Source organism: Natronincola ferrireducens (genome assembly GCF_900100845.1).
In the GTDB taxonomy this organism is placed as follows: Bacteria; Bacillota; Clostridia; order Peptostreptococcales; family Natronincolaceae; genus Natronincola_B; species Natronincola_B ferrireducens.
Genome location: NZ_FNFP01000001.1, coordinates 1068156 through 1088905, shown reverse-complemented (window position 1 = coordinate 1088905; position 20750 = coordinate 1068156). Strand labels below are relative to the sequence as shown.

At 33.0% G+C, this 20750-nt stretch carries 18 protein-coding genes, 2 tRNA genes, 1 other RNA gene and 1 riboswitch; of the genes, 6 read left to right on the top strand and 15 right to left on the bottom strand.

All coding sequences use genetic code 11. The features are described from left to right. Positions 1-17 precede the first annotated feature (17 nt). From BLS22_RS05010 to BLS22_RS04975, 8 genes are all read right to left on the bottom strand, one after another. On the bottom strand, positions 18-455 hold the full coding sequence (locus BLS22_RS05010; protein ID WP_090551189.1) for an MOSC domain-containing protein: 438 nt from the start codon (positions 453-455) through the stop codon (positions 18-20). A 12-nt stretch (positions 456-467) separates the two neighbouring features. After that, positions 468-2390 (bottom strand): molybdopterin biosynthesis protein, encoded by a 1923-nt coding sequence (locus BLS22_RS05005; protein WP_090551186.1) that lies wholly within the window; start codon positions 2388-2390, stop codon positions 468-470. Positions 2391-2407: 17 nt separating this feature from the next. Beyond that, positions 2408-3634, bottom strand: coding sequence for a molybdopterin molybdotransferase MoeA (locus tag BLS22_RS05000; RefSeq protein ID WP_090551184.1), 1227 nt, complete (start codon positions 3632-3634; stop codon positions 2408-2410). A gap of 72 nt (positions 3635-3706) precedes the next feature. Beyond that, a riboswitch (molybdenum cofactor riboswitch) is annotated at positions 3707-3827 on the bottom strand. Positions 3828-3967: 140 nt separating this feature from the next. Next, positions 3968-4145: non-coding RNA, 6S RNA (gene ssrS, locus BLS22_RS04995), on the bottom strand. Positions 4146-4306: 161 nt separating this feature from the next. Further along, positions 4307-4585 carry a 2Fe-2S iron-sulfur cluster-binding protein gene (locus BLS22_RS04990; protein WP_090551180.1) on the bottom strand — a complete coding sequence of 93 codons (279 nt, stop codon included), beginning with the start codon at positions 4583-4585 and terminating at the stop codon, positions 4307-4309. Between the two features lie 86 nt (positions 4586-4671). Beyond that, positions 4672-6441, bottom strand: a complete 1770-nt coding sequence (locus BLS22_RS04985; RefSeq protein ID WP_090551177.1) for an ATP-dependent metallopeptidase FtsH/Yme1/Tma family protein — start codon at positions 6439-6441, stop codon at positions 4672-4674. 150 nt (positions 6442-6591) lie between these two features. Further along, positions 6592-6927, bottom strand: coding sequence for a hypothetical protein (locus tag BLS22_RS04980; RefSeq protein ID WP_090551173.1), 336 nt, complete (start codon positions 6925-6927; stop codon positions 6592-6594). Positions 6928-6991: 64 nt separating this feature from the next. Next, positions 6992-7192, bottom strand: a complete 201-nt coding sequence (locus BLS22_RS04975) for a hypothetical protein (protein ID WP_090551170.1) — start codon at positions 7190-7192, stop codon at positions 6992-6994. Positions 7193-7554: 362 nt separating this feature from the next. Between BLS22_RS04975 and BLS22_RS04970 the strand changes: the two genes are divergently transcribed. Together BLS22_RS04970 and BLS22_RS04965 are read left to right on the top strand one after the other, a co-directional pair. Next, positions 7555-7749, top strand: coding sequence for a hypothetical protein (locus BLS22_RS04970; RefSeq protein WP_090551167.1), 195 nt, complete (start codon positions 7555-7557; stop codon positions 7747-7749). A 79-nt stretch (positions 7750-7828) separates the two neighbouring features. Continuing rightward, positions 7829-7904, top strand: a tRNA-Ala gene (locus BLS22_RS04965). Between the two features lie 401 nt (positions 7905-8305). Here BLS22_RS04965 and BLS22_RS04960 read toward each other — a convergent pair. Then, positions 8306-9214, bottom strand: coding sequence for an RluA family pseudouridine synthase (locus tag BLS22_RS04960; RefSeq protein ID WP_090551165.1), 909 nt, complete (start codon positions 9212-9214; stop codon positions 8306-8308). 318 nt (positions 9215-9532) lie between these two features. On the opposite strand from BLS22_RS04960, the gene BLS22_RS04955 reads away from it, so the two are divergent. Further along, a complete protein-coding gene (locus BLS22_RS04955; protein WP_090551162.1) occupies positions 9533-10339 on the top strand; it encodes an NAD(+)/NADH kinase in 807 nt (268 codons plus the stop codon). Positions 10340-10422: 83 nt separating this feature from the next. Here the strand turns inward: BLS22_RS04955 and BLS22_RS04950 are convergent, their stop codons facing one another. Then, positions 10423-11568: a dicarboxylate/amino acid:cation symporter gene (locus tag BLS22_RS04950; protein ID WP_090551159.1), complete on the bottom strand. Its 1146-nt coding sequence runs from the start codon at positions 11566-11568 to the stop codon at positions 10423-10425. A 337-nt stretch (positions 11569-11905) separates the two neighbouring features. Between BLS22_RS04950 and BLS22_RS04945 the strand changes: the two genes are divergently transcribed. After that, the gene (locus BLS22_RS04945) at positions 11906-13183 is read left to right on the top strand and encodes a [Fe-Fe] hydrogenase large subunit C-terminal domain-containing protein (RefSeq protein WP_090551157.1); all 1278 of its coding nucleotides are present in this window, start codon (positions 11906-11908) and stop codon (positions 13181-13183) included. A 69-nt stretch (positions 13184-13252) separates the two neighbouring features. On the opposite strand, the gene BLS22_RS04940 is transcribed toward BLS22_RS04945, so the two are convergent. From BLS22_RS04940 to ybaK, 3 genes are all read right to left on the bottom strand, one after another. Continuing rightward, a complete protein-coding gene (locus BLS22_RS04940) occupies positions 13253-15100 on the bottom strand; it encodes an LTA synthase family protein (protein ID WP_090551154.1) in 1848 nt (615 codons plus the stop codon). A 186-nt stretch (positions 15101-15286) separates the two neighbouring features. Further along, on the bottom strand, positions 15287-15763 hold the full coding sequence (locus BLS22_RS04935) for a hypothetical protein (protein WP_090551152.1): 477 nt from the start codon (positions 15761-15763) through the stop codon (positions 15287-15289). 177 nt (positions 15764-15940) lie between these two features. Then, a complete protein-coding gene (gene ybaK, locus BLS22_RS04930) occupies positions 15941-16411 on the bottom strand; it encodes a Cys-tRNA(Pro) deacylase (RefSeq protein ID WP_090551149.1) in 471 nt (156 codons plus the stop codon). Positions 16412-16592: 181 nt separating this feature from the next. Here ybaK and trhA point away from each other — a divergent pair, with 181 nt between their 5' ends. Both trhA and BLS22_RS04920 read left to right on the top strand, forming a co-directional pair. Then, positions 16593-17267 (top strand): PAQR family membrane homeostasis protein TrhA, encoded by a 675-nt coding sequence (trhA, locus tag BLS22_RS04925; protein WP_090551145.1) that lies wholly within the window; start codon positions 16593-16595, stop codon positions 17265-17267. A gap of 363 nt (positions 17268-17630) precedes the next feature. After that, positions 17631-18998, top strand: a complete 1368-nt coding sequence (locus BLS22_RS04920) for a YjiH family protein (protein WP_090551143.1) — start codon at positions 17631-17633, stop codon at positions 18996-18998. Positions 18999-19337: 339 nt separating this feature from the next. Here BLS22_RS04920 and BLS22_RS04915 read toward each other — a convergent pair whose 3' ends face one another. Both BLS22_RS04915 and BLS22_RS04910 read right to left on the bottom strand, forming a co-directional pair. Then, positions 19338-19874 (bottom strand): immunoglobulin-like domain-containing protein, encoded by a 537-nt coding sequence (locus tag BLS22_RS04915; protein WP_090551139.1) that lies wholly within the window; start codon positions 19872-19874, stop codon positions 19338-19340. A 721-nt stretch (positions 19875-20595) separates the two neighbouring features. Beyond that, positions 20596-20671 (bottom strand) — tRNA-Val (locus BLS22_RS04910). Positions 20672-20750 lie beyond the last annotated feature (79 nt).

Below are 20750 nucleotides of genomic sequence, written 5' to 3'. Positions count from 1 at the left end.
AAACCAATTTCTCTTTATTAATCTTCTACAACTTCTATAGTATCCCCAGGATAAACAATGCCACCCTTAATAACTTTTGTAAAAATCCCTTCCTTTGGCATAACGCAATCCCCAACTTGATGATAAATAGCACAATGCTGATGACACTCCTTACCAATTTGGGTTACTTCTTGAAGGGTTTCTCCTATTTTCAATTTCGTCCCAATAGGTAATTGATTCAGGCTTATCCCTTCCGTTGTGATGTTTTCAGCAAAATCCCCTTCTTTAATATGGGGAAGACCTGCTTGTCTAATTTTATCAGCACTTTCTTGGGCCAACAAACTCACCTGTCGATGCCAGTCTCCCCCATGGGCATCTCCCTCTATTCCAAAGTTTTCTAAGAAAACTGCCTTTTCAACTGGAACTTTTTTTTCACCTTTTCTTGTACTAATATTTATTGCTACTACTTTTGCCATTCAAACCCCTCCTTAAATAAATAGTACCTCTCCAACATTTTTCATATCATAACCACCTAATCCTTCTACTAATTTTATGAAACTATTACTTTTCATGGTTTCAATAAGCTTAATTATTTCCTCCTTTATTAAATCCTCCTGTCGAATTAATAGATCATAGTCCTCCCAACCAATTTGGATAAAGTCTAACCCCATAGATTTTGCAGCAGAATACACTCCTAAGCCCCAATCGGCGGTACCACTGGCCACTGCCGCCGCCACCGCCATATGGGTGGTCATTTCCCTATCATACCCATTGACTTGAGATGCTTCTATCCCTGCTCCTTTTAAAGAATAATCCAACAAAATTCTTGTGCCAGCCCCCCGTTGTCTATTTACAAACTGTAGATCATCCCGGATTAGATCCTGTATCCCTTCAATATTTTTAGGGTTTCCCTTTGCTATCATAAAGCCTTGACTTCTTTTTGCAAATTTGATTAAAGTCATTTTTTCATCCTTTAGATAACGTTTAACATAGGATACATTGTACTCCCCTGTCACTTCATCCATTAGATGAATAGGCGCTATATGGCATTCCTTTTTTTTCATAGCCATAATTCCCCCCATGCTACCTACATGGGCAGAGGCTAAAAACAACTGGGGATTTTCCTTATGTACCTGGTTTCCTATTATATCCATAACAATATCATGACTTCCTATAGATACAATTGTATTTTGGATTTCTTCTGAGGACTTCAATAAAGTGACTTCTATTTCTTTTCCTGCCTCATATCCTTCACTTTGCTGAGGAATAACCAAAATACCATCCGCCTTTACCAAAGACATAGTAACTCCAGCACCCCGTTCTAATGGTGTAGCTGTCATTTTCTCTCCAACTTTACCTAGCTTCAATCGAATATATTCTTCATGTTTTAGAGAAGATACAACCCTTCTGGTTAAATGAGCTTTTATTTTTTGTCCCTCTGGAAGAACTTGTCGATTGTATTGAAAGATGAGGGGCTTTAAGAAAAATTCAAAAACAAAGTAAGCAGATACAGGATATCCTGGAATGCCTATTACTGGCTTTCCTTTTACAGTAGCTAAAATAACTGGTTTTCCTGGTTTAGTAGCTACCCCGTGGATAACTACATCTCCAATTTCTCTTAGTATGTTTACTGTATAATCCTTTGAGCCAGCTGAAGACCCAGCATTAATAATAATAACATCATTTTCTTCCACAGCTTTACAGATGGCTTCTCTAATAAGATTGTAATCATCCTTCACAATGGGATATCTATTGGGCAAGCCTCCATAGTGCTGAATCATTCCGGCAAACATTCGAGAGTTAGATTCTACAATTTTTCCAACCTCTAGAGGTTGGGAGACCTCAATGATTTCCGATCCTGTTGGTATAATTCCTACCTTAGGCTGTTGATAGACTTCAACCTCTTGAATTTTGCCCGCTAAAAGTCCTCCGATATCCATGGGTCTAATTTTATGGTTAGTGGAAATAATCATTTCTCCCTCTACAATATCCTCCCCAATAGGTCTTACATGTTGCCATGGCTTGGCACCCCTATATATTTCAACCTTTTCATCATCTATTTCTACAACATCTTCAATCATAATGACAGCATCGTAGGGCTCTTTAATACATCCACCTGTATTAATAAAAATATAATCCTTATCTAACTTTAACTGAATAGGATTACTTTCCGTAGCACCATAGGTTTTTTCTGCTATAACAGCAATACCATCCATGGCAGCAGCATTATAGCTTGGGGAAGATTTTTCAGCAAAAACTGGGGCTGAGGTTATCCTATCTAAGGCATCTATGACCTTTACCTTTTCAGTTTTTCTAAAAAATTCTTCTATGTCAAAGCTTGAGAAATATTGATTTTGTGCCTCCTGCAAAGGAATATTGGTTAAATATATATTTCTTGTGTCTTTTCCCATATAAACACCCCGCTTTTTTAAAATAGATAAACCTCCACCTCTTGTCCTTTTGTTAGTCCCTCTTGATTTGTATCAATTTTCACATAGCCTATCGAATTAGTCATCATTGTTAACATCCCAGATTTTCCATGAATAGGATAAACCTTTGTCTTTTGTTTTTCCTGGGCAATCTTCACCATTACATAGTGTTCTCTCCCGGGAGCTGAGGCTATATTTACCGTTAATTCTCCCAAAAGATAGGGTATGGAACTTTCATCACTATAAAGCACCTTAACTAAATGGTTTACTAGGATTTGATAAACCACCAATGCCGACACCGGTTGTCCCGGTAGACCAAAAACTGCTTTGTTGTTTATCTTCCCCACAATAGTTGGTTTTCCAGGTTTTACAGCAATGCCATGAATAAATACTCCCGGTTCTCCTATAGCATTTATAGCATCCTTTGTAACATCCTTGGTTCCCATGGAGCTTCCTCCAGATACCAATATGATATCACTAATCTCTAGAAAAGCCTTCAGTTGATCCTCTAAGACCTGTAAGTCGTCTTTTACTACATCTAAGGCCACTACTTCACACCCACTCTGGATAGCAGCTGTCGCTAAACTATAGGTGTTCATATCCTTAATTTGCCCGGGTTTTGTTTCTTCCTCTGGTGAAACAATTTCATCGCCAGTTGATAGAATGCTTATTTTAAGCTTTCTAAAAACCTTTATCTTTGTAAACCCCATGCCTGCTAATACACCGATATCCTGGGGTCTCAGTTTATGACCTTTTTTTAGAATTACTTGTTCTTTGGTAATATCCTCCCCCACTTCTAAAACATTGTCCTTAGGGGCAACCGCCGTTTGGATAAAAATCGTATCATCATCCATCTCCTCTGTATATTCCACCATGACAACGGCATCACTATTTTTAGGGAGCATACCCCCTGTAGGAACATAACAACATTCACCAGATTGAATAGAAATTTCTGTTGGTTTTCCCATTTCTACTTCTCCAGATTTTTGCAAAAAGCTTGGTAGGGATTCACTGGCACCAAAGGTGTCCTTTGCAATAACTGCATAGCCATCAACGGTGGATCTATTAAAGTCTGGAACATTTATTGGAGCTTTTATATCTTCGTAAACAATTCGACCTAGAGCTTGTAATATTGGAATTTCTTCCCCTGCTAATGTTAAGTCTTTAAAAACTTCCTCAAGCCTATTCCGTGCTTTTTCCATCGTTACTGTATTTAATAGTTCCATGGCCTCTTCCCCTTTACTTGAAATTCATATTCTTTCATGAAAAAACAATAGCCAATCCACAAGGATCGGCTTATTTATTAACACAAATTTCCTTTCCAAAGTGGGAGGCAAATAAATTTCTTTATTTACCCAAGGGTAAAAAATCTTAGCTTTTACTAGCCTTAGATTATTTCACTCGAAAATTTGACACCTATTTTTATGTAATTTTTTTAATGTTAACATATTTTTACTAATTGTTCAAGTTTTTAGAAAAAATAGAAATTTATGCTTTGAAAAATAGTTTTTATTCTTTTGCAGAAAAAATAAAACCCCCTAAGAAAATCTTAGGAGGAACTTTGATCCAAGATGTCGTCAACTAGCAAAATTCACACCCGCCACGCACTAAAGGTGGGTGACAAATTTTATTCTTCTGAAGTCCCCTTAGGGGCATTCCATAGGAATAAAAATATGTTCTCCCGGATGTTATTTGTCGGTTGAATTTTGCTAGTCGTCACGGGCATCCTCGACTGTCTTTAAGGTTATTATATAATAAAATAAGTTGGATTTAAAATGTACTTTTTACCAAAATTCTTCATTATCCATTACTATTACGTAATTTCCCTCTATTCGTTTTAAATTTCTTTCTTTTTTTACTGTCCACGTCACTTGACTTCTCTACTATTTTTCTTTCTTCTATATATCCACCTCAATATCTTCTTTTATAACATAAGAGCAAGCTAGTCTAAATCCCTTCTCTATCTGCTCATCACTTAGCTTCAAATATTCTTCAGCACTGATGTCCTCTAAGTCCTTACCCTGTAATACCCTTATCCTACATCCCCCACATCTTGCATTGCCACCACAGGGGGATGGAATAAAAATATGATGGTCTCTAGCAACACTTAGTAGTGTATTCCCTGGAAAAACTTCTATAGTTTTATTAGATTTTTTAAAATGTATTTTAACTATCATTTTTTATAATACACCTCATTTATCATTTTTATTGGGCTATAGGTGTTATTATATACTTTGAAAATTTTTTTCATGCAAAAGGCAGCCTAAGCTGCCTCCTTAATAATCATATCAATTTCATCTTCTTTTAGGGTTTCCCTATCCAACAGACCTTTTGCAATAGCAGAAACCAATTGGATATTTTCTTTTATTAGTTCTTTTGTCTCATTATATAGTCTTTTCATTTCGTTGTTGCATATTTCTGCTAGTCTCTGATCTATCCCTCCAGATCCTCCTAGCAAAATATCATAGTTGATCATCCCTACCTCTTCACTCATACCAAATTGCTTTACCATAGAAACAATTATTTCAGTAGCTTTTTGTATATCATTACTTGCTCCAGTGGTTATATTATCTCCACCAAAAACAAATTCTTCCACTACTCTACCAGCAAGAGCGATTTTAATATTATTAAACATATCTACTTTTCTATGATACATACTGTCGGGAGGAACATTCATACTGAAACCTCCAGCACCTTTTGTGCTGGGAATAATAGTAACCTTTGTCACCTTATTTTCAGGGCATAATAGCTTAGTAGCTACAGTATGTCCAGCTTCATGATATGCAGTAATTTTTCTGTCTATTTCTTTTATGTTTCCTCTATTTTTTTTCTCTTCTCCAGCAATAACTGTATAAAATGCTCTATCAATATGCTTTTCTGCAATAAAGGATGCATTTTCCCTAGCTGCATAAATAGCTGCTTCATTCATTAAATTCTCTAGCTTAGCGCCACTAAAATATACAGTTTGTTGAGCTATTTTTTCAATGCTAATGGTATTGTCTATAGGTCTGTTTCTTGTATATAGGGCTAAAATATCCTGTCGTGCCTTTAAGTCGGGTAAGCCTATCTCTATTTGTCTATCAAAACGTCCCGGCCTCAACAGAGCTTCATCCAAAATATCTAATCTATTGGTGGCTGCCATAACGATAATTCCTTCACTACCTTTAAAGCCTGACATCTCTGTTAGTAATGCATTTAAAGTTCTGTCGGACTCATCACTACCACCTAGACCTCCACGATCCCGTTTTTTCCCTATTGCATCTATCTCATCAATGAATATTACACACTTTCCTTTTTCACTGGCCTTTTTGAACAGATTTCTAATTCTACCAGCACCTAAGCCTGCATATACCTGTACGAAATCAGAACCAGAAACCGCTAAAAAATCTACACCTGCTTCACTGGCTAAGGCCTTTGCCATTAAGGTTTTTCCTGTGCCTGGAGGGCCATATAAAATAACCCCTTTGGGCATCCTAGCTCCATATCGTTCATACTTCTTAGGATTTTTTAAAAAATCCACTAATTCCATCATATTTTCTTTGGCTTCTTCGTTTCCAGCAATATTACTAAAAGTAATGGCTGATTCTTTTTGAGTTGAAAATTCTACAGAAGACATTTTATCATATTCCTTTGAAGCTTGCTTAGAGCTTTGTTTAGGCAGAATAAAAGCTATAGCTGCAAATACCCCTACCAAAACAACAAAGGTAATAATTTGACCCATAGAATGCTGTTGCCCTACTTCTTCAACTATTATGTTTTGTACTAAAAGAAATTCCTTCAAATCATCTGTTCTAGGATGATCGGTTATAAAAGCTTTTCCATCTTGCAATTCACCCTTTAACTTAGGGCTATCGGATAAATATACAGTTCGTACTTGATTTTCTTTTACTTTCTCTAAAAATTCACCATAAGGTATTTCTAATGGTATTTCACCAGAAAAATATTGTCTATAAATACCTACTGATAAAATAGACAATATCAAAGTCACCATGCAAATTGCTATTGCTAATTTTTTATTTTTAAGCTTTTTCATTATCATAACCTCCTATTTATATAGTAAAAAATTTATATGTAATGAGAGGTTTACATAAAATTATAACACAGGTGAAGAAAATAATAAAGTTTTATAAATATAAAAGATACTAGTAATGTTCTAGTATCCTCTAAGTATCAATAGATTCCTTTATTCTTCTTTTTCTCTGAAGGCAACCTCGTCTTGTAGTTCCTTAATTAATCTTTTTTTTGTCTTTCTTGTAAGAATTTCGTAGTTGCCTACAGCAGCTGTGGCTACTAAAAAGGAATTTAAAAAACTTAAATATAAGGTTTGTAGGCTAATCGTCCCCAAAAACAATTGATTTGAAAACATAATAAAGGTTGCTACGATTAATGTGACAATCTTTTTGTCTAGAAATTCTGGTGTATAATCTTTAATAAAGTGGGTCACGATATTAGTGGCTAACACTGCACCTGTAAAGGTAGTTAACACGTCCATAGTAATGAGTTCTAGCCCCTCTGGCATTATATTTATCCTCCTAGCCCTTTTATTTACTATGTTATGCTATTTTGAAATTATTGTTCCTTTTCTACAAATCCTTTTCTCTTTTGTTTTGTAGGTAGGTTAAAAATTTTTCCTTTACTTTAATGTGCTGCTCATATTCCTCGTTATTGATTACTCCTTTAATTTTATAATATTTTAATATGTCAATTAGCTGAATAGATAGTTCTTCTAGATCTAATTCAATATCTTTTAAATCCTTCTCTCTATACTGTATCTTTTTATCCACTGCAATCTCCCCTCCATATTCTAATAATTTACTCTATCGATATGTGGTTCTCTTTTAAATGACTACTTATCTACAGTTCATCGATCTTATTGTTAAATATCAATTATTGAATTAGAGCTTTAATTGTTTTGCTAAATTGTATATTCTATAAAACAAAAAAAAATCCTTCCATTTATAAAACAAAACTAGTGAACATTTTGTATTTCTTTAAAGTTTCTTAGGTTGTTGTTAGTTAGATTTACTATATATAAATAGGAATTTATTAAATGTGTAAAAAAATAGTAAAGGAATAAAACTATTTTAAAATGAAAATAAGGGTAAAATACTAAGGAGTTTAAAATTTAAGAAAGGCTGTGATTTTAATGTTTGCTTTTTGTAAAAAATGTGATTATAAAACAGAAAATTATTCAAGAAAACGTGATATTAGCAAGCAAATTTCAGAGGATGGCGGATCTGTTGTTATATATCAAATGAAGGATAATATTTGTCCAAAATGCAAGGGTAAAGATACTCTCTACTTTACCGAAGGAGATGCTAAGGAAGTTAGAGGACTTTAAGGCTTCTAACTCTGTTGAAATTTTATTCTATAAAATTCTTTACAAGTTTCAATTTTTATTGTATACTTATTCTTGTCGAGGGGGTATGGCGCAGTTGGGAGCGCGCTTGACTGGCAGTCAAGAGGTCAGGGGTTCAAGTCCCCTTATCTCCACCAAAATGGATATTGCTATTTCAATGAAAAAGGGTTCCTTGAATGGATACCCTTTTTTTATGTTATACTATTTTCTAACATTTTTCTAACATGCATTATTCAACTTTTCATAAGCACAGTTCATGATATCTAAAAATCTTTCAAGTTCTTGGGGGTATTTTCCTCGGGAATTTTAAACCCTCATTAATTTTGGCATTTTTATATCATCTTATTGGATATATTTAGAAAAATAATTTTTTCTATGGTTGTACTCTTATTACCTAACATCATTATCTCGTTTTGTAACTCATAAAGTTTCAATTCAGCTATAAGTAAAGCTTCTATATAGATTCCTACTACACCCTTAAAAGCTTATTAAGCATTAATGAAAGTTTTTTAAAATTGTTTCCTTTAATGATTATTTATCATCTTAACTTTTGCTGTAATTCCTTTAAGTCCTCTGGTAACTCACCTTTTACTTCTACAAGTTTTCCATACCTAGGTTGAAAAAATTTTAAATAACTGGCATGGAGGGCTTGACGATTCACTAGATTTGAAGCTTTTCCATATAAGCTATCCCCGATTAGTGGGTGGCCTATATGGGTCATATGTACTCGAATCTGATGGGTTCTTCCTGTTAATAATTGAACTTCTATCATTGTAGCATCTTTATATCTTTCTATGACCCTATATTTAGTGGTGGATTTCTGTCCCTTCTCATCCACCACCCTTTTAATAGATTCAATAGCAGGGCGGTATATAGGAGCATCAATCGTATCAAAATCCTTTTCTACTACTCCTTCTACAAATGCAGTATATTTTTTTTCCACTTGATTATCCTGCATTTGTTCTGATAATATATGATGGGCATAGGGGTTTTTAGCTATTATTAATAATCCAGATGTATCCATATCCAATCGATTAACAAATCGTATCCTACAGTTTAGTCCCTTTTTGTTTAAGTAATATTGAGCTGCATTAGCAATAGTTCCCTGCTGGTGACTTTTGGTAGGATGAGTAACAATCCCCGGATATTTATTAATGATAATAAGATCCACGTCTTGATAAACAATTTCTTGAGGGATATCTTCACCTTCAAATTGACTAGGTTCTTCTGTCATGACAATTTTTATAATGTCCCCCTCTTTCACTGATTCGTGATATTTTACATAATGATCATTCAAAAGAATTGATTGATTTTTCTTCAATTTTGTTAAAAGTCGACTGGAGATATTTAATCTTTTCTTTAAAAACTCCTTTATTGTTTCATCCCTATGGATTTCAGTAACTTCATACACAATTCGATCTTCCCTTTGTTGTCCTTCTATAATCATAGTATCACCTGCCTTAAATTTATTGATTTGCCCCCCATATTATATGATTTTATATGATAACTTTCAAGAATATTTTTATAGATAAAAATTCAGTCAACTATTTATAATAATTATATTTTTTTAAGAAATATTACTATTATATCTGGAAAAGTGTAGTATAATACAATATATGTATTTTTATTTCTTGTTAAATATATTAGCTTCCTTTTATATATCTAGCAAGACTTTGATTTTAGGTTACAGTCTTAAAATTCTATTCTCTTAATTTTCAATGAAGTACCTTAAGATTATCTATTTTAAATTTAAAGGAGAATGTTTATGGTAGAAAGAAAAATAATCAATATTGTATATAACGATGCTAAAACCTCTGTAGATACTGCCTCCTATTTAAAAACTAAGCTCATACAATTAGGCTTTGAAATAGCTGTTGATTTTAGTTACGATGCTGAACTAATTATTTGTATTGGTGGAGATGGTTCTTTTTTAGGAGCGCTACACAAGTACAATTTTCCTGATATTCCAATTATAGGAATTAACACAGGCCATTTAGGCTTTTTTGCTGAGGTGAATCCAGATGAAATCGATAGTTTTTTAGAAAAATATGTATCTGGAGATTACTTTATAGAGGAACTTAGTCCTATTGAAGCTACTATTTGTACTAGAAATAATTGTATTGAAGCTAGAGGTATTAACGAAATTGTTATAAAGGGTGATAAATCTCGTACGATTCATATGACAATCTCAGTAAATAATCACCTTATTCAAAAGTTTAGTGGTGATGGTATATTGGTAGCTACGTCTACCGGCAGCACTGCTTACAATTATTCTGTTGGGGGAAGTTTGGTAGATCCAAAACTTAATATTGTTCAGGTAACACCTTTAGCACCGATCAATACCAATGCCTATCGCTCTTTTACCTCCAGTGTTATTTTCCCAACTGAAACCATTATCAAAGTAAATCCAGAATATCGATTTGAAAATTCTATTGTGTTGGTTAGCGATGGTGTTGAACATCGCTATGCAGGTATTACAGAAGTGTCTTTACAATTATCTGAGCTTAAAGTAAAAATGCTCCGTTTAAAGGACTTTAATTTCTGGAGTAAAGTTATACAAAAATTCTTATAATAACCAAAAACAAGCTAAAAGAGAAGGTGTCCCTTCTCTTTTAGCTTGTTTAACCTTTATTTATTTCTTTAAATTTAATCATCTTAGCTTCTAGCAAATTTATTTACAATTAATGCAATAGCACCATCACCAGTTACATTAGCTGCAGTTCCAAAGCTATCTTGAGCAATGTATAATGCCATCATTAAAGCAAGTTGTCCATCAGTAAAGCCTAACATTGTTTCTAAAAGTCCTAGGGCTGCCATGATTGCTCCACCAGGTACTCCTGGTGCTGCTACCATAGTAACTCCCAGCATTAGAATAAATGGAAACACTTCTCCAAATCCTAGATTTAATCCTTCTAATGCCATAACAGCAATAGCACAGGTTGTTAAGGTAATTGTACTTCCTGCTAAATGAATAGTTGCACATAGAGGTATTGCAAACTCCGCCACCTCATCAGATACATTATTATTTAATGTGCTTCTAACAGTAACAGGAATCGTTGCTGCTGAAGATTGTGTACCAATAGCAGTAAAATAAGCAGGTAACATATTTTTAATTCCTCTGAAAGGATTTATTCCTGTAATAGATCCAGCAACTAAATACTGGATGATAATATAAACAATGTGAACTGCAATAACTAGTACAAATACCCTTCCAAATACAGCTAAGGTTTCTATTACCTCACCTGAATAAGCCATTCTTGCAAATATTCCAGCTATATGTATTGGTAGTAATGGAATAATAATGGCTTCAATAACCTTTTGTATAATTTTTTGGAATTCCTGCATGAAACGCAACATTGTATCGCCTTTAATAGCTGCCATACCTAAACCTAACAAGAAGGCTGTTACTAGAGCAGTCATAACACCCATTATAGCAGGCATTTGAATTTCAAAATAAGGATTAGCTATTAATCCTTCAGCTGCTGTTTCTCCACCAGCAGTTATAATTGCTGGCAAAATTATTGAAGCTGCTAAAAATGCTAATATACCAGCCAGTACTGTGGATAAGTAAGCTATTCCAGCCGTAATCCCCAGTAATCTTCCGGCCTTACCACCTAACTCTGCAATACCTGGAGCAACAAAACCAATAATGAGTAGAGGAATAACGTAACCTAAAAAGTTACCAAAAATTCCACTAAAGGTTACTAAAAGTCTAGTAAGAAACTCAATTTTTGTAGATCCAATAACAATCCCTAGAACAATACCAATAATTAATTTTGGCAATAAACCTAAATTTTTCATCATGACACTCCTTTTCTGTAGATTTTTTGTGATTTTTTCTTGATACTTCTGATAATTATATTATTATTCCTTTTACATACTAAATTATATTACCCCATATTTCAAAAACTTGCAATACATTAAAAAATAGTATGAATTTAAAATAATTCTATTTTTATTAATGATCTAACTTTTTATTATTTAATTAATAAAATTTCTCTTATAGCAATAAAATATTAAAAATCATAAAAATATTTTTAAAATTTATTTTTTCATTGTATAATATTATATATAATATTAACTAACTAAAAACTTTTATAAATAACTAATATTTATTATAACCTTAGGAGGGATTGTTATGCGTTCCCTAATCCATGCGATAGCCCTTGATCCGTCTAAGTGCACAGGCTGTACTAACTGTATTAAGCGTTGCCCCACTGAAGCAATAAGGGTGAAAAATAGAAAAGCTAAAATACTCGAAAGTAAATGTATTAATTGTGGTACTTGTATCAATATATGTCCTTTTAATGCCTTTAGTGGTATTACCCATGATCTTCAATATATTTTTCGCTACCCTTATCGTGTTGCACTAATTGATCCTGTTTTATATAGTCAGTTTAATGAAAATATTACTCCATCACAAATTATTAATAGTATTAAACAATATGGCTTTAATGATGTATACGATATTTCCCATAGTGCAGATCTAATAACCAAATATACCAAAAATTACATTGCATCTAACCCAAAGTTGCCTGTTATTTCTTCATCTTGTCCGGCCATTATTCGATTAATTCAACTACGGTTTCATGAGCTCATTGATCATATTCTACCTGTTGATTCTCCCATTGAGATAACTGCTTATATGATGCGTACTAAATTGGTTAAAGAGTTGCAATTATCAGAGGATGATATAGGTATATTCTATATTTCCCCATGTACAGCAAGAATATTTAGTTTCAAAAAACCCATTGGTACAAAAACCTCTTATGTTGATGGGGCAATTTCAATAAAATCTTTATTTTTAATGATTAGCAAAAATTTAGATAGTACAAAAACTGGAGAAGTCTTTAAGGTTTCTGGCAAAGGTATAGATTGGGCTAGAGTGGAAGGTCAAAGCAAAGCATTAGGTGTCAAGGAATACCTTGCCATAGACGGCATTGAAAATGTGATGGATGTATTAGAAGAAATAGAGAATGGTAAAATCAATGACTTGGTATTTCTAGAGTGTCAGGCCTGCACAAATGGTTGTGTTGGTGGAAGTCTGACAGTTGAAAACTCCTTTGTAGCTCGAAATCGCATTAGACGTTTAGCAGAGACCCATTATAGCTATGCTTCTAAAGTAGACCTGAAAGGGTTTGAAAGTTTTTTGTTTACAGAAACCATTAATCCCCTCTACTCCACTAAACTAGATACTAATCTTTCTAAAGCTATAGAAAAGCTGATGAAGATTGAAGATGTTTTAAAAAGTCTTCCTCAAATTGATTGTGGTGCTTGTGGATCCCCATCATGTCGCTCTTTAGCGGAAGATATTGTTTTGGGCTATGCTAACGAAAAAGATTGTATTGTCAATTTAAAATCCACGTTAGAGTTAGAAAATAATGTTGATGAAGAAACCTCCAAAATAGAAGGTTAATCTAAGTTGTTCTAGACTTAGATTTTTGCTTAAATAAGCATTGATACTATTTCTAAAAAGTTTTGAGCATCATCTTTTATAGATGATGCTCAAAATATACTCTAACCCCTTTTCTTTAACTACTGATACTAAATTATTTTCTAATATATATTCCGATAAGTTAATCTCTCCTAAAGCTCTTTCATAGCCTTCTCTGCATTCTTCTAAGTCAACAGCTTCACCGGTATAGATGTTCCAAGCTCTGCTGTTTTCAAAAACACCGTCACTGGATATGATAAATACTTTATCATTATCTATAAAGGAGCCTTTTGCTATATGAACTTGCTTTGCTACAAATCCTTCTTTAATATTTAACAGATCCTTTCCTAATACCTGATCCGTCTTTATACTTAGTCCTAATAAATTTGCCATTGTAGGAAAAAAATCTATTTGACCGCCAGCAATGGTCACTTCTTCTTTCACACCACTATTAGGAATGTGCACAATCATAGGAACACGAAACATTTCATCTTCTTCATATGGTTTTGCTAAAAAAGAAGATAATAAGTCATTTGCTTCTTCATTTCTCATGTCTAAACCCTCATGGTCCCCATAGATTACAATGATACTATTATCATATAACCCTTCTTGCTTTAGCATCTCTATAAAGTTTCCTATTTGTTGGTCTAAATAATGTACTGTCTGTAAATAATCCTCTAGAAGAGTGCCACTATATTCCCCCTCAATAGTTAGCCCTTTATCATGATCCTCCATAGTAAAGGGATGATGGGAAGTTAGTGTAACATAGAAGGAGTAAAAGGGTTGCTTCAGATTTTTTAAATGTTTAATAGACTGTCTAAAAAGTGATGCATCACTTAACCCTATACCTATTAATTCATCCTCTTCTAGCTTTTCTAAGCTAATGAAGGTATCAAATCCTTGAGCATTATAAATGTTATCCCGGTTCCAAAAGGAACCATGATTCCCATGAAAAGCAATGGTGCTATATCCCCTTTCTTTTAATAGGATCGGTAGATTTATAAAATCATTTTCCTCAAAGGCTTTATAACTAAAGGTTCCGGTAGAAGGATAGAAGCCGTTATGGGATACAAATTCTGCATCAGAGGTATTTCCCCAACCTACCTGTTCATAATATCGACTAAAATAGATACTATCTTTATTAATTAACTGATTTAATACAGGTGTAATCATCTGCCCTTCAATTTCTTGATTAATGACAAAGTTTTGTGTAGATTCTGCTTGAATAACAATGACATTTCTATTTTTAACTAAGCCAAATCCTCTTGGATTGTCGGTTTCATAATTGACTATATCCATGACAGCCTCAACACGATCTATATCTAGAGAACTTTTTACAAAGAACCTACCTATATCATATAGATGATAATTAATTATTCCTAAATTGTGAGGAGTATAATTTCCTTCTGTATCTCTTCCAACTTTATAGACGCCCCCCGCCACTGAAAAAACAAATACAAAAAATGCCCCAGCTAAAACTAGTTTGTGCTTTCTTTCAAGTATAGGTATTGTTCGGTGCTGCTTTTTATAATAAATCCATAAAAAAATAGTATCTATAAAAACCAATAAGTATCCGGGTTTCAATAAAGTAAAAATGCTGTTTGATACGGGTCCTAATTGACCTACTTGATAAATACTATGTATAGGTATTAGTGTAAAAAAATGACTATAGTACATGGCATCTACAAAAATTAGGAGGGATAGGATAATATTGGCCAAGAGAAAAACTTTTAACCTTCTTCCTTCCTTTACTAAGCCTGCTAAACAATAAATAGCAAGTATAACTAATAAATTGTTAAAAGTTATTAATAATAAATTTCTTGGTATCTCCATAAAAAAATGAAAAATGAAAATTTTTATAAATATACCCATAGTAAATAAAACGATATTTCCTAACATATATAAAGCCCCCTAATTTCTTTAATTAAATCTTTTGCTTAAATTTCATGAAAAAACTCATAAAAAACCTCTTTATTAGTCTATAATCTCTTTTCAAAAGCGTTAGCATTCAAACAAATGTTATGAGTGCTAACGCTTTTATGGAGATCTTTGGATTTCTATTTTATTTTTTAGAAGTTTTTTTGATTATACAACATCTAATAGAGCTACTACAAGTTCTTTAGGTATAAAGGATACTGAAATCCCTCTATTGCTGTACCCTTCATCAATTCCAATAAATATAGTATTACTATCTAGAGGTATAAAAACCTTACTAAACACTATAGTTTCCCTTCTTCCATTAATCATTAGAGAAGTTTTTATTGCATCACAATAAATAAGCTCTAATGCATACTCTGAAGACTTAACCTTTTGTTCATTAGGATTTCTAATAATAGATTTCATCATTCCTACATTCTCTGTATCAGCAATAACTTTATCAATTAAAGAAAGAAGAGTTTCATAGCCCTTACTTTCTCCCCCTATTATAATTTCATCACCATTATGATAAAAGATTATTTCATGAGGCATATGTATATATGTAGATTGATTGGTATTACTTACGGGAGCACAGGCTGATAACAAAGTAATACTTATGAGAATTAATAAAATTACTTTTTTCATTTTTTCTACTCCTTCAGCTTTTTCGTCTTATCTATTTAGACGTTTTATATCCAAAGAAAGTTTCAATTTTTTATGTGTAAATTTAAAAATCAGTACTTTAATATCATTATTACTAAACTTAATATCCTAATGCTAATAACAACCCCACTCTTTAATAGCATTTTAGAAACCTATACTTCAGTTGGTTATATCACCAAAAGTTCCTTTAACAGCCTTGGCTAAATCTTGAGGATGGAGGAGAAGCTGACAACCTCGAAGACCAGCACTAATCATAATCATGGAAAATTCAATAGCTCTTTCATCAATATATGTAGGGTAGCTTTTTTTCATTGCAATTGGTGAAACACCGCCTCGAATATACCCTGTCAACTGCTGAACTTCTTTTAAAGGGACTAAGTCTACTTTTTTATTTTTACTTAATGCAGCTATTTTTTTCAAATTTAGTTCTCTTTCTCCTGATATACAACATATGATTACCCCAGTTTTGTCCCCCTTGGCTACTAATGTTTTAAATACTTGTTCTAGAGGGAATCCTACTTTTTCAGCTGCATTTTCAGCACTTAAGTCTGTTTCTTCCACTTCATATTCACGAATATCATAAAAAATTTTTAGTTTATCTAATACCCTCGCTGCATTTGTCTTTTTCATAGCATTACCTCCTGCATATTAACTCAATATTGCAATAATCATCAAATAAAATTAAAGTTTTCCTGTCATCTATCCCTCAACTAATGTATAATATTAGTAAAAAGTATTTTATCATAGGTTTAAATACATCGTTGCATGTGCAAAATAACTAACAAATATTAAACGGAGGTGAAAGTAAAGCATGCCTTATAATCCAGTAGTAGACTCCAAAAACGATAAACGTCTTAGTAGATACACTCTCGCAGAAGAAATTTTTAATAGTATAAGCCATGGTATTGGTATACTTCTTAGTATAGTTGCCTTAGCGATTCTAATTGCTTTTGCCAGTATCAAAGGTGATATTTGGGGGATCATAAGCTTTAGCATATACGGGTTTACTTTATTTTTTCTTTACACAGCTTCTACACTCTATCATAGCATTTTTCATGAAAAAACAAAAAGAATTTTTAGGGTTTTAGATCATGTTGCAATTTACTTATTCATAGCAGGAAGTTATACTCCCATCACCCTTGTAGCTCTTAGGGGTAGCTGGGGCTGGACCCTTTTCACAATCATTTGGTCTTTAGCTATAGTAGGCATCGTTTTAAAGGTTATTTCTATCGATAAAATTAAACATCTCTCTACTATAATTTATATTCTTATGGGATGGCTTATTGTAATTGCTATCAAGCCAATGCTACATACAGTTCCTAGAGGATTGTTTGGTTGGCTTTTGGCAGGAGGGTTATTTTATACCTTTGGAGTAATATTTTATGCGTGTAAAAAAATTCCTTTTAACCATGGTATATGGCATTTGTTTGTGCTAGGTGGAAGCATCACCCATTATTTAGGAATTCTATTTTATCTAGCAATATAGCATTTGTTTTGAGAAAGAGACATCCATAATTGGATGTCTCTTTCTTATTATTCTACAAATTTAAACCTTGCCTAATACAATGGCATATGTAGTATACATTACAACTAAAAAAATCTGAAGGCTAAAGTACCAATTTTCAACAGGTACCATATAGATACTAATTAATGTTTGTTACACTTCCTTTTATTAGAACAATTGCTGGTACAACTTTATTTATTGTTTTTGGGTATTATTTAATTAAACATTTTTTGAATATTTAAACTTTGGTTTTTTAAATACAAGTTGTTGAATTTTTATGCATAATGTATTAAAATTAATTATTGTGTATAAAATTAAAAATCTAAATAGAAAAGGAGCTATTCCATGATTAAAACAAATGAAATAACTAAACCCAACTATTCAACTGCAGATTTACTCTCTTTTATTGTTCCTTCAATAATAGGGGTGTTGATTTTTATGATTCCAATTTCTCATAATGGAGAAATTACTATTCCCATAGCTGTCTTTTCTGGGATAATTTTAGATATACTATCCGACACTTTACCTGCCATCATAACTGTATTAATGAGTATAACCGTACTGGGTAGTATTGTTGTAAAAACCCTTAGACCTACTTTTATAACAAAACATAGTTTTCTTATTACCTTATTCGATATATCTCCTCTATGGTTAATATGTAGAGTTTTAGGCCTCCTCTTTGCAACTTTAACCTTGTTTGAGATAGGTCCAATTTGGGTGTGGTCTGAAGATACCGGTGGATTGCTTTTATTTGATTTGCTGCCTATTTTATTTGCTACATTCCTATTTGCCGGCATATTCTTACCTCTTCTTTTGAATTTTGGTTTATTAGAATTCTTTGGGACATTATTAACTAGGATCATGCGTCCTATCTTTAATTTGCCAGGACGTTCTTCCATAGACTGTATTACCTCTTGGCTAGGAGATGGCACCATAGGCGTTCTAATGACTAGTAAACAGTACGAAGAAGGTTATTATACACAGCGAGAAGCAGCAGTAATTGCAACAACCTTTTCTGCAGTTTCTGTTACCTTCTGTCTTGTTGTGATTTCACAAATAGGTTTATCCCATTTATTTATACCATTTTATTTAACTGTAACACTATCAGGAGTAGTGGCTGCTATTATTGTGCCTCGTATTCCACCACTATCAAGAAAATCTCATATTTATTATAATAATACTTGTCAAAATAACAGCGAAGAAATCCTAGAAGGTTTTACTCCTTTTCAATGGGGATTAAATCAAGCTATTATAAAGGCTAAAAAAAATACTGATGTAATGGACTTTTTAAAGGGTGGTATAAAAAATGTAGTAGATATGTGGTTAGGTGTTCTTCCTATTGTTATGGCTTTAGGAACATTGGCCGTGATTATAGCAGAATATACCCCTGTTTTCCAATGGTTAGGCTTACCCTTCATTCCTCTGCTTAACTTATTACAGGTTCCTGAAGCAGTAGAGGCTTCCCAAACCCTTGTGGTTGGGTTTGCTGATATGTTTTTACCTGCTGTAATTGGCAGTAGAATCGAAAGTGAACTAACACGGTTTATCATAGCTTGTGTATCTGTCACCCAATTAATTTATATGTCGGAAGTAGGCGGGTTACTATTGGGCTCTAAAATTCCTTTGTCTATAAAGGATTTAATAATCATTTTCATTCAAAGGACTTTAGTTACTCTGCCTATTATTGTACTAATAGCTAATATAATTTTCTAATTTATCTATGAAATTTCTCTCCATTCTGTAGAGAAATTTCAATTATTAAGAAGGTAATACAACAAGAAAGAGAGATGTAGTATATTATGTGTATATAATATACTACATCTCTCTTTCTTGTTTTCAACTCTGTCTGTTGCTAAGTCAAAACAAAATCATCTTTACTTAATTTATTTACTCAATTTAAATTTATAAATGAATTTTTATTAATGGGGAGGTCAAAGATCGCCTCAATGGATGTATATATTTATTGTAGGGAACAACCCCCGTGTTGTTCCAACGTCACATTTTTGATCTGTTATGCCCTCATAACAAGCTAAAGAGTGCCGTTTTGTTTAATTAATGAACTGTAAACTCCGCTGTCAAATAGTACTTATCATAATTCCCTGTATTTCTAAAATCCACTATATCCTTCACTATACGATATTCACCAGTATCCAAACTTCCATAGAGCCAGTTCCAATCAATTTTCCATTCTCCATCGTTCATAGAATCCAAATTATAACCAATATCATGAAATGCGTAATTATCATCTATAGAAACAGGAACCTGATACCATCTTTCATTGATTTTCTTTTCCAATAAAAAGTATTCACCATAGATACACTGATTGCCAGAGTTATTCTTAAATTCTATAGTCAATCCTGTAGAAGATACGCTTGCTTTTTTTATAGTCATAGTGACACTAGGAAAGTTGTTGACAGTTTCATATGTTGTAGGTTCCCATTCAGTTGTTTCATCAGATTGGATTGAATCAGTTATCAATACTGTATTCACTGTTCCTTCGGTTGAATTTCTATTGCCATAACTTCCACATCCTGACAAGAGTGTCAAACTTACAGCCATACAAACTAGTAAACATAAATACCTTCTCATATAATCACTCCTTCTAATTGTTAGACGCCAAATATATATGAAAGTTCCCTTAATTATATAAATCATCTTTATTTCACTTTCTCCATCTTATGTAATTATCTCTATCATCAGCATGTTACGTACTACCACTATTTTTTAGTAGGGACGGCATATAACGTCTCCGTATCTCCAGTGCCTTTGAACTGTACCCCCGGAGTTCTCCCTCCAAAACGGTACTTGCACCATTAAGAAGGTATTTTGCTGATGGTACTTCTTGTATGCTACAGCAATGGGCATGTTAAGTGACACCCTAAGTTTATGTCGCTTGCCTATGACAAATTTTATTAAAGCATATATTACTTGAACTCTAAATTGCACTCATTTAACGAATATACTTCGTTTATTTAATTGTAGTTCACTCGAGGTCAACTGAATAATCAATTCTTCGATTGCTAATATACTTCCTCATTTGACTCATATAATCTTGTAAAATAATAACAACCCATAAACTAAAAAATGGGTATATCTGCTTTAAATATAAGCAATATACCCATTTATATAATATAAACTTTTGCCTCTAATATTACCTATTAAAAAATATTTGCCATTGAATTAAACCTTTAACACTCTACTTCTAGATTAAAGCATAGTCTTGGCAAAATACAAACAAAGCATACCCTTGTCAATACGACAAACTTATGCTTTACCTCACACATTCGTGTAAATTACCACATATTTTTATTGGTGGGCAATGAGGGACTCGAACCCCCGACTTCCTCCACGTCAAGGAGACACTCTACCAGCTGAGTTAATTGCCCGTGTAGAAATAATTATAGCATAGAATTTATGGATTTGGCAACTATTTATTTTATTTGCATAATTCATCATAGGAACCTT

What these genes read in the sequence shown, in the direction of transcription:
- BLS22_RS04915 (WP_090551139.1), bottom strand. Translation starts at nt 19,874, where the DNA reads ATGAGAAGGTATTTATGTTTACTAGTTTGTATGGCTGTAAGTTTGACA.
- BLS22_RS05000 (WP_090551184.1), bottom strand. Translation starts at nt 3,634, where the DNA reads ATGGAACTATTAAATACAGTAACGATGGAAAAAGCACGGAATAGGCTT.
- BLS22_RS04920 (WP_090551143.1), top strand. Translation starts at nt 17,631, where the DNA reads ATGATTAAAACAAATGAAATAACTAAACCCAACTATTCAACTGCAGAT.
- BLS22_RS05010 (WP_090551189.1), bottom strand. Translation starts at nt 455, where the DNA reads ATGGCAAAAGTAGTAGCAATAAATATTAGTACAAGAAAAGGTGAAAAA.
- BLS22_RS04970 (WP_090551167.1), top strand. Translation starts at nt 7,555, where the DNA reads ATGTTTGCTTTTTGTAAAAAATGTGATTATAAAACAGAAAATTATTCA.
- BLS22_RS04960 (WP_090551165.1), bottom strand. Translation starts at nt 9,214, where the DNA reads ATGATTATAGAAGGACAACAAAGGGAAGATCGAATTGTGTATGAAGTT.
- BLS22_RS04950 (WP_090551159.1), bottom strand. Translation starts at nt 11,568, where the DNA reads ATGAAAAATTTAGGTTTATTGCCAAAATTAATTATTGGTATTGTTCTA.
- BLS22_RS05005 (WP_090551186.1), bottom strand. Translation starts at nt 2,390, where the DNA reads ATGGGAAAAGACACAAGAAATATATATTTAACCAATATTCCTTTGCAG.
- BLS22_RS04980 (WP_090551173.1), bottom strand. Translation starts at nt 6,927, where the DNA reads ATGCCAGAGGGGCTAGAACTCATTACTATGGACGTGTTAACTACCTTT.
- trhA (WP_090551145.1), top strand. Translation starts at nt 16,593, where the DNA reads ATGCCTTATAATCCAGTAGTAGACTCCAAAAACGATAAACGTCTTAGT.
- BLS22_RS04935 (WP_090551152.1), bottom strand. Translation starts at nt 15,763, where the DNA reads ATGAAAAAAGTAATTTTATTAATTCTCATAAGTATTACTTTGTTATCA.
- ybaK (WP_090551149.1), bottom strand. Translation starts at nt 16,411, where the DNA reads ATGAAAAAGACAAATGCAGCGAGGGTATTAGATAAACTAAAAATTTTT.
- BLS22_RS04940 (WP_090551154.1), bottom strand. Translation starts at nt 15,100, where the DNA reads ATGTTAGGAAATATCGTTTTATTTACTATGGGTATATTTATAAAAATT.
- BLS22_RS04945 (WP_090551157.1), top strand. Translation starts at nt 11,906, where the DNA reads ATGCGTTCCCTAATCCATGCGATAGCCCTTGATCCGTCTAAGTGCACA.
- BLS22_RS04955 (WP_090551162.1), top strand. Translation starts at nt 9,533, where the DNA reads ATGGTAGAAAGAAAAATAATCAATATTGTATATAACGATGCTAAAACC.
- BLS22_RS04990 (WP_090551180.1), bottom strand. Translation starts at nt 4,585, where the DNA reads ATGATAGTTAAAATACATTTTAAAAAATCTAATAAAACTATAGAAGTT.
- BLS22_RS04985 (WP_090551177.1), bottom strand. Translation starts at nt 6,441, where the DNA reads ATGAAAAAGCTTAAAAATAAAAAATTAGCAATAGCAATTTGCATGGTG.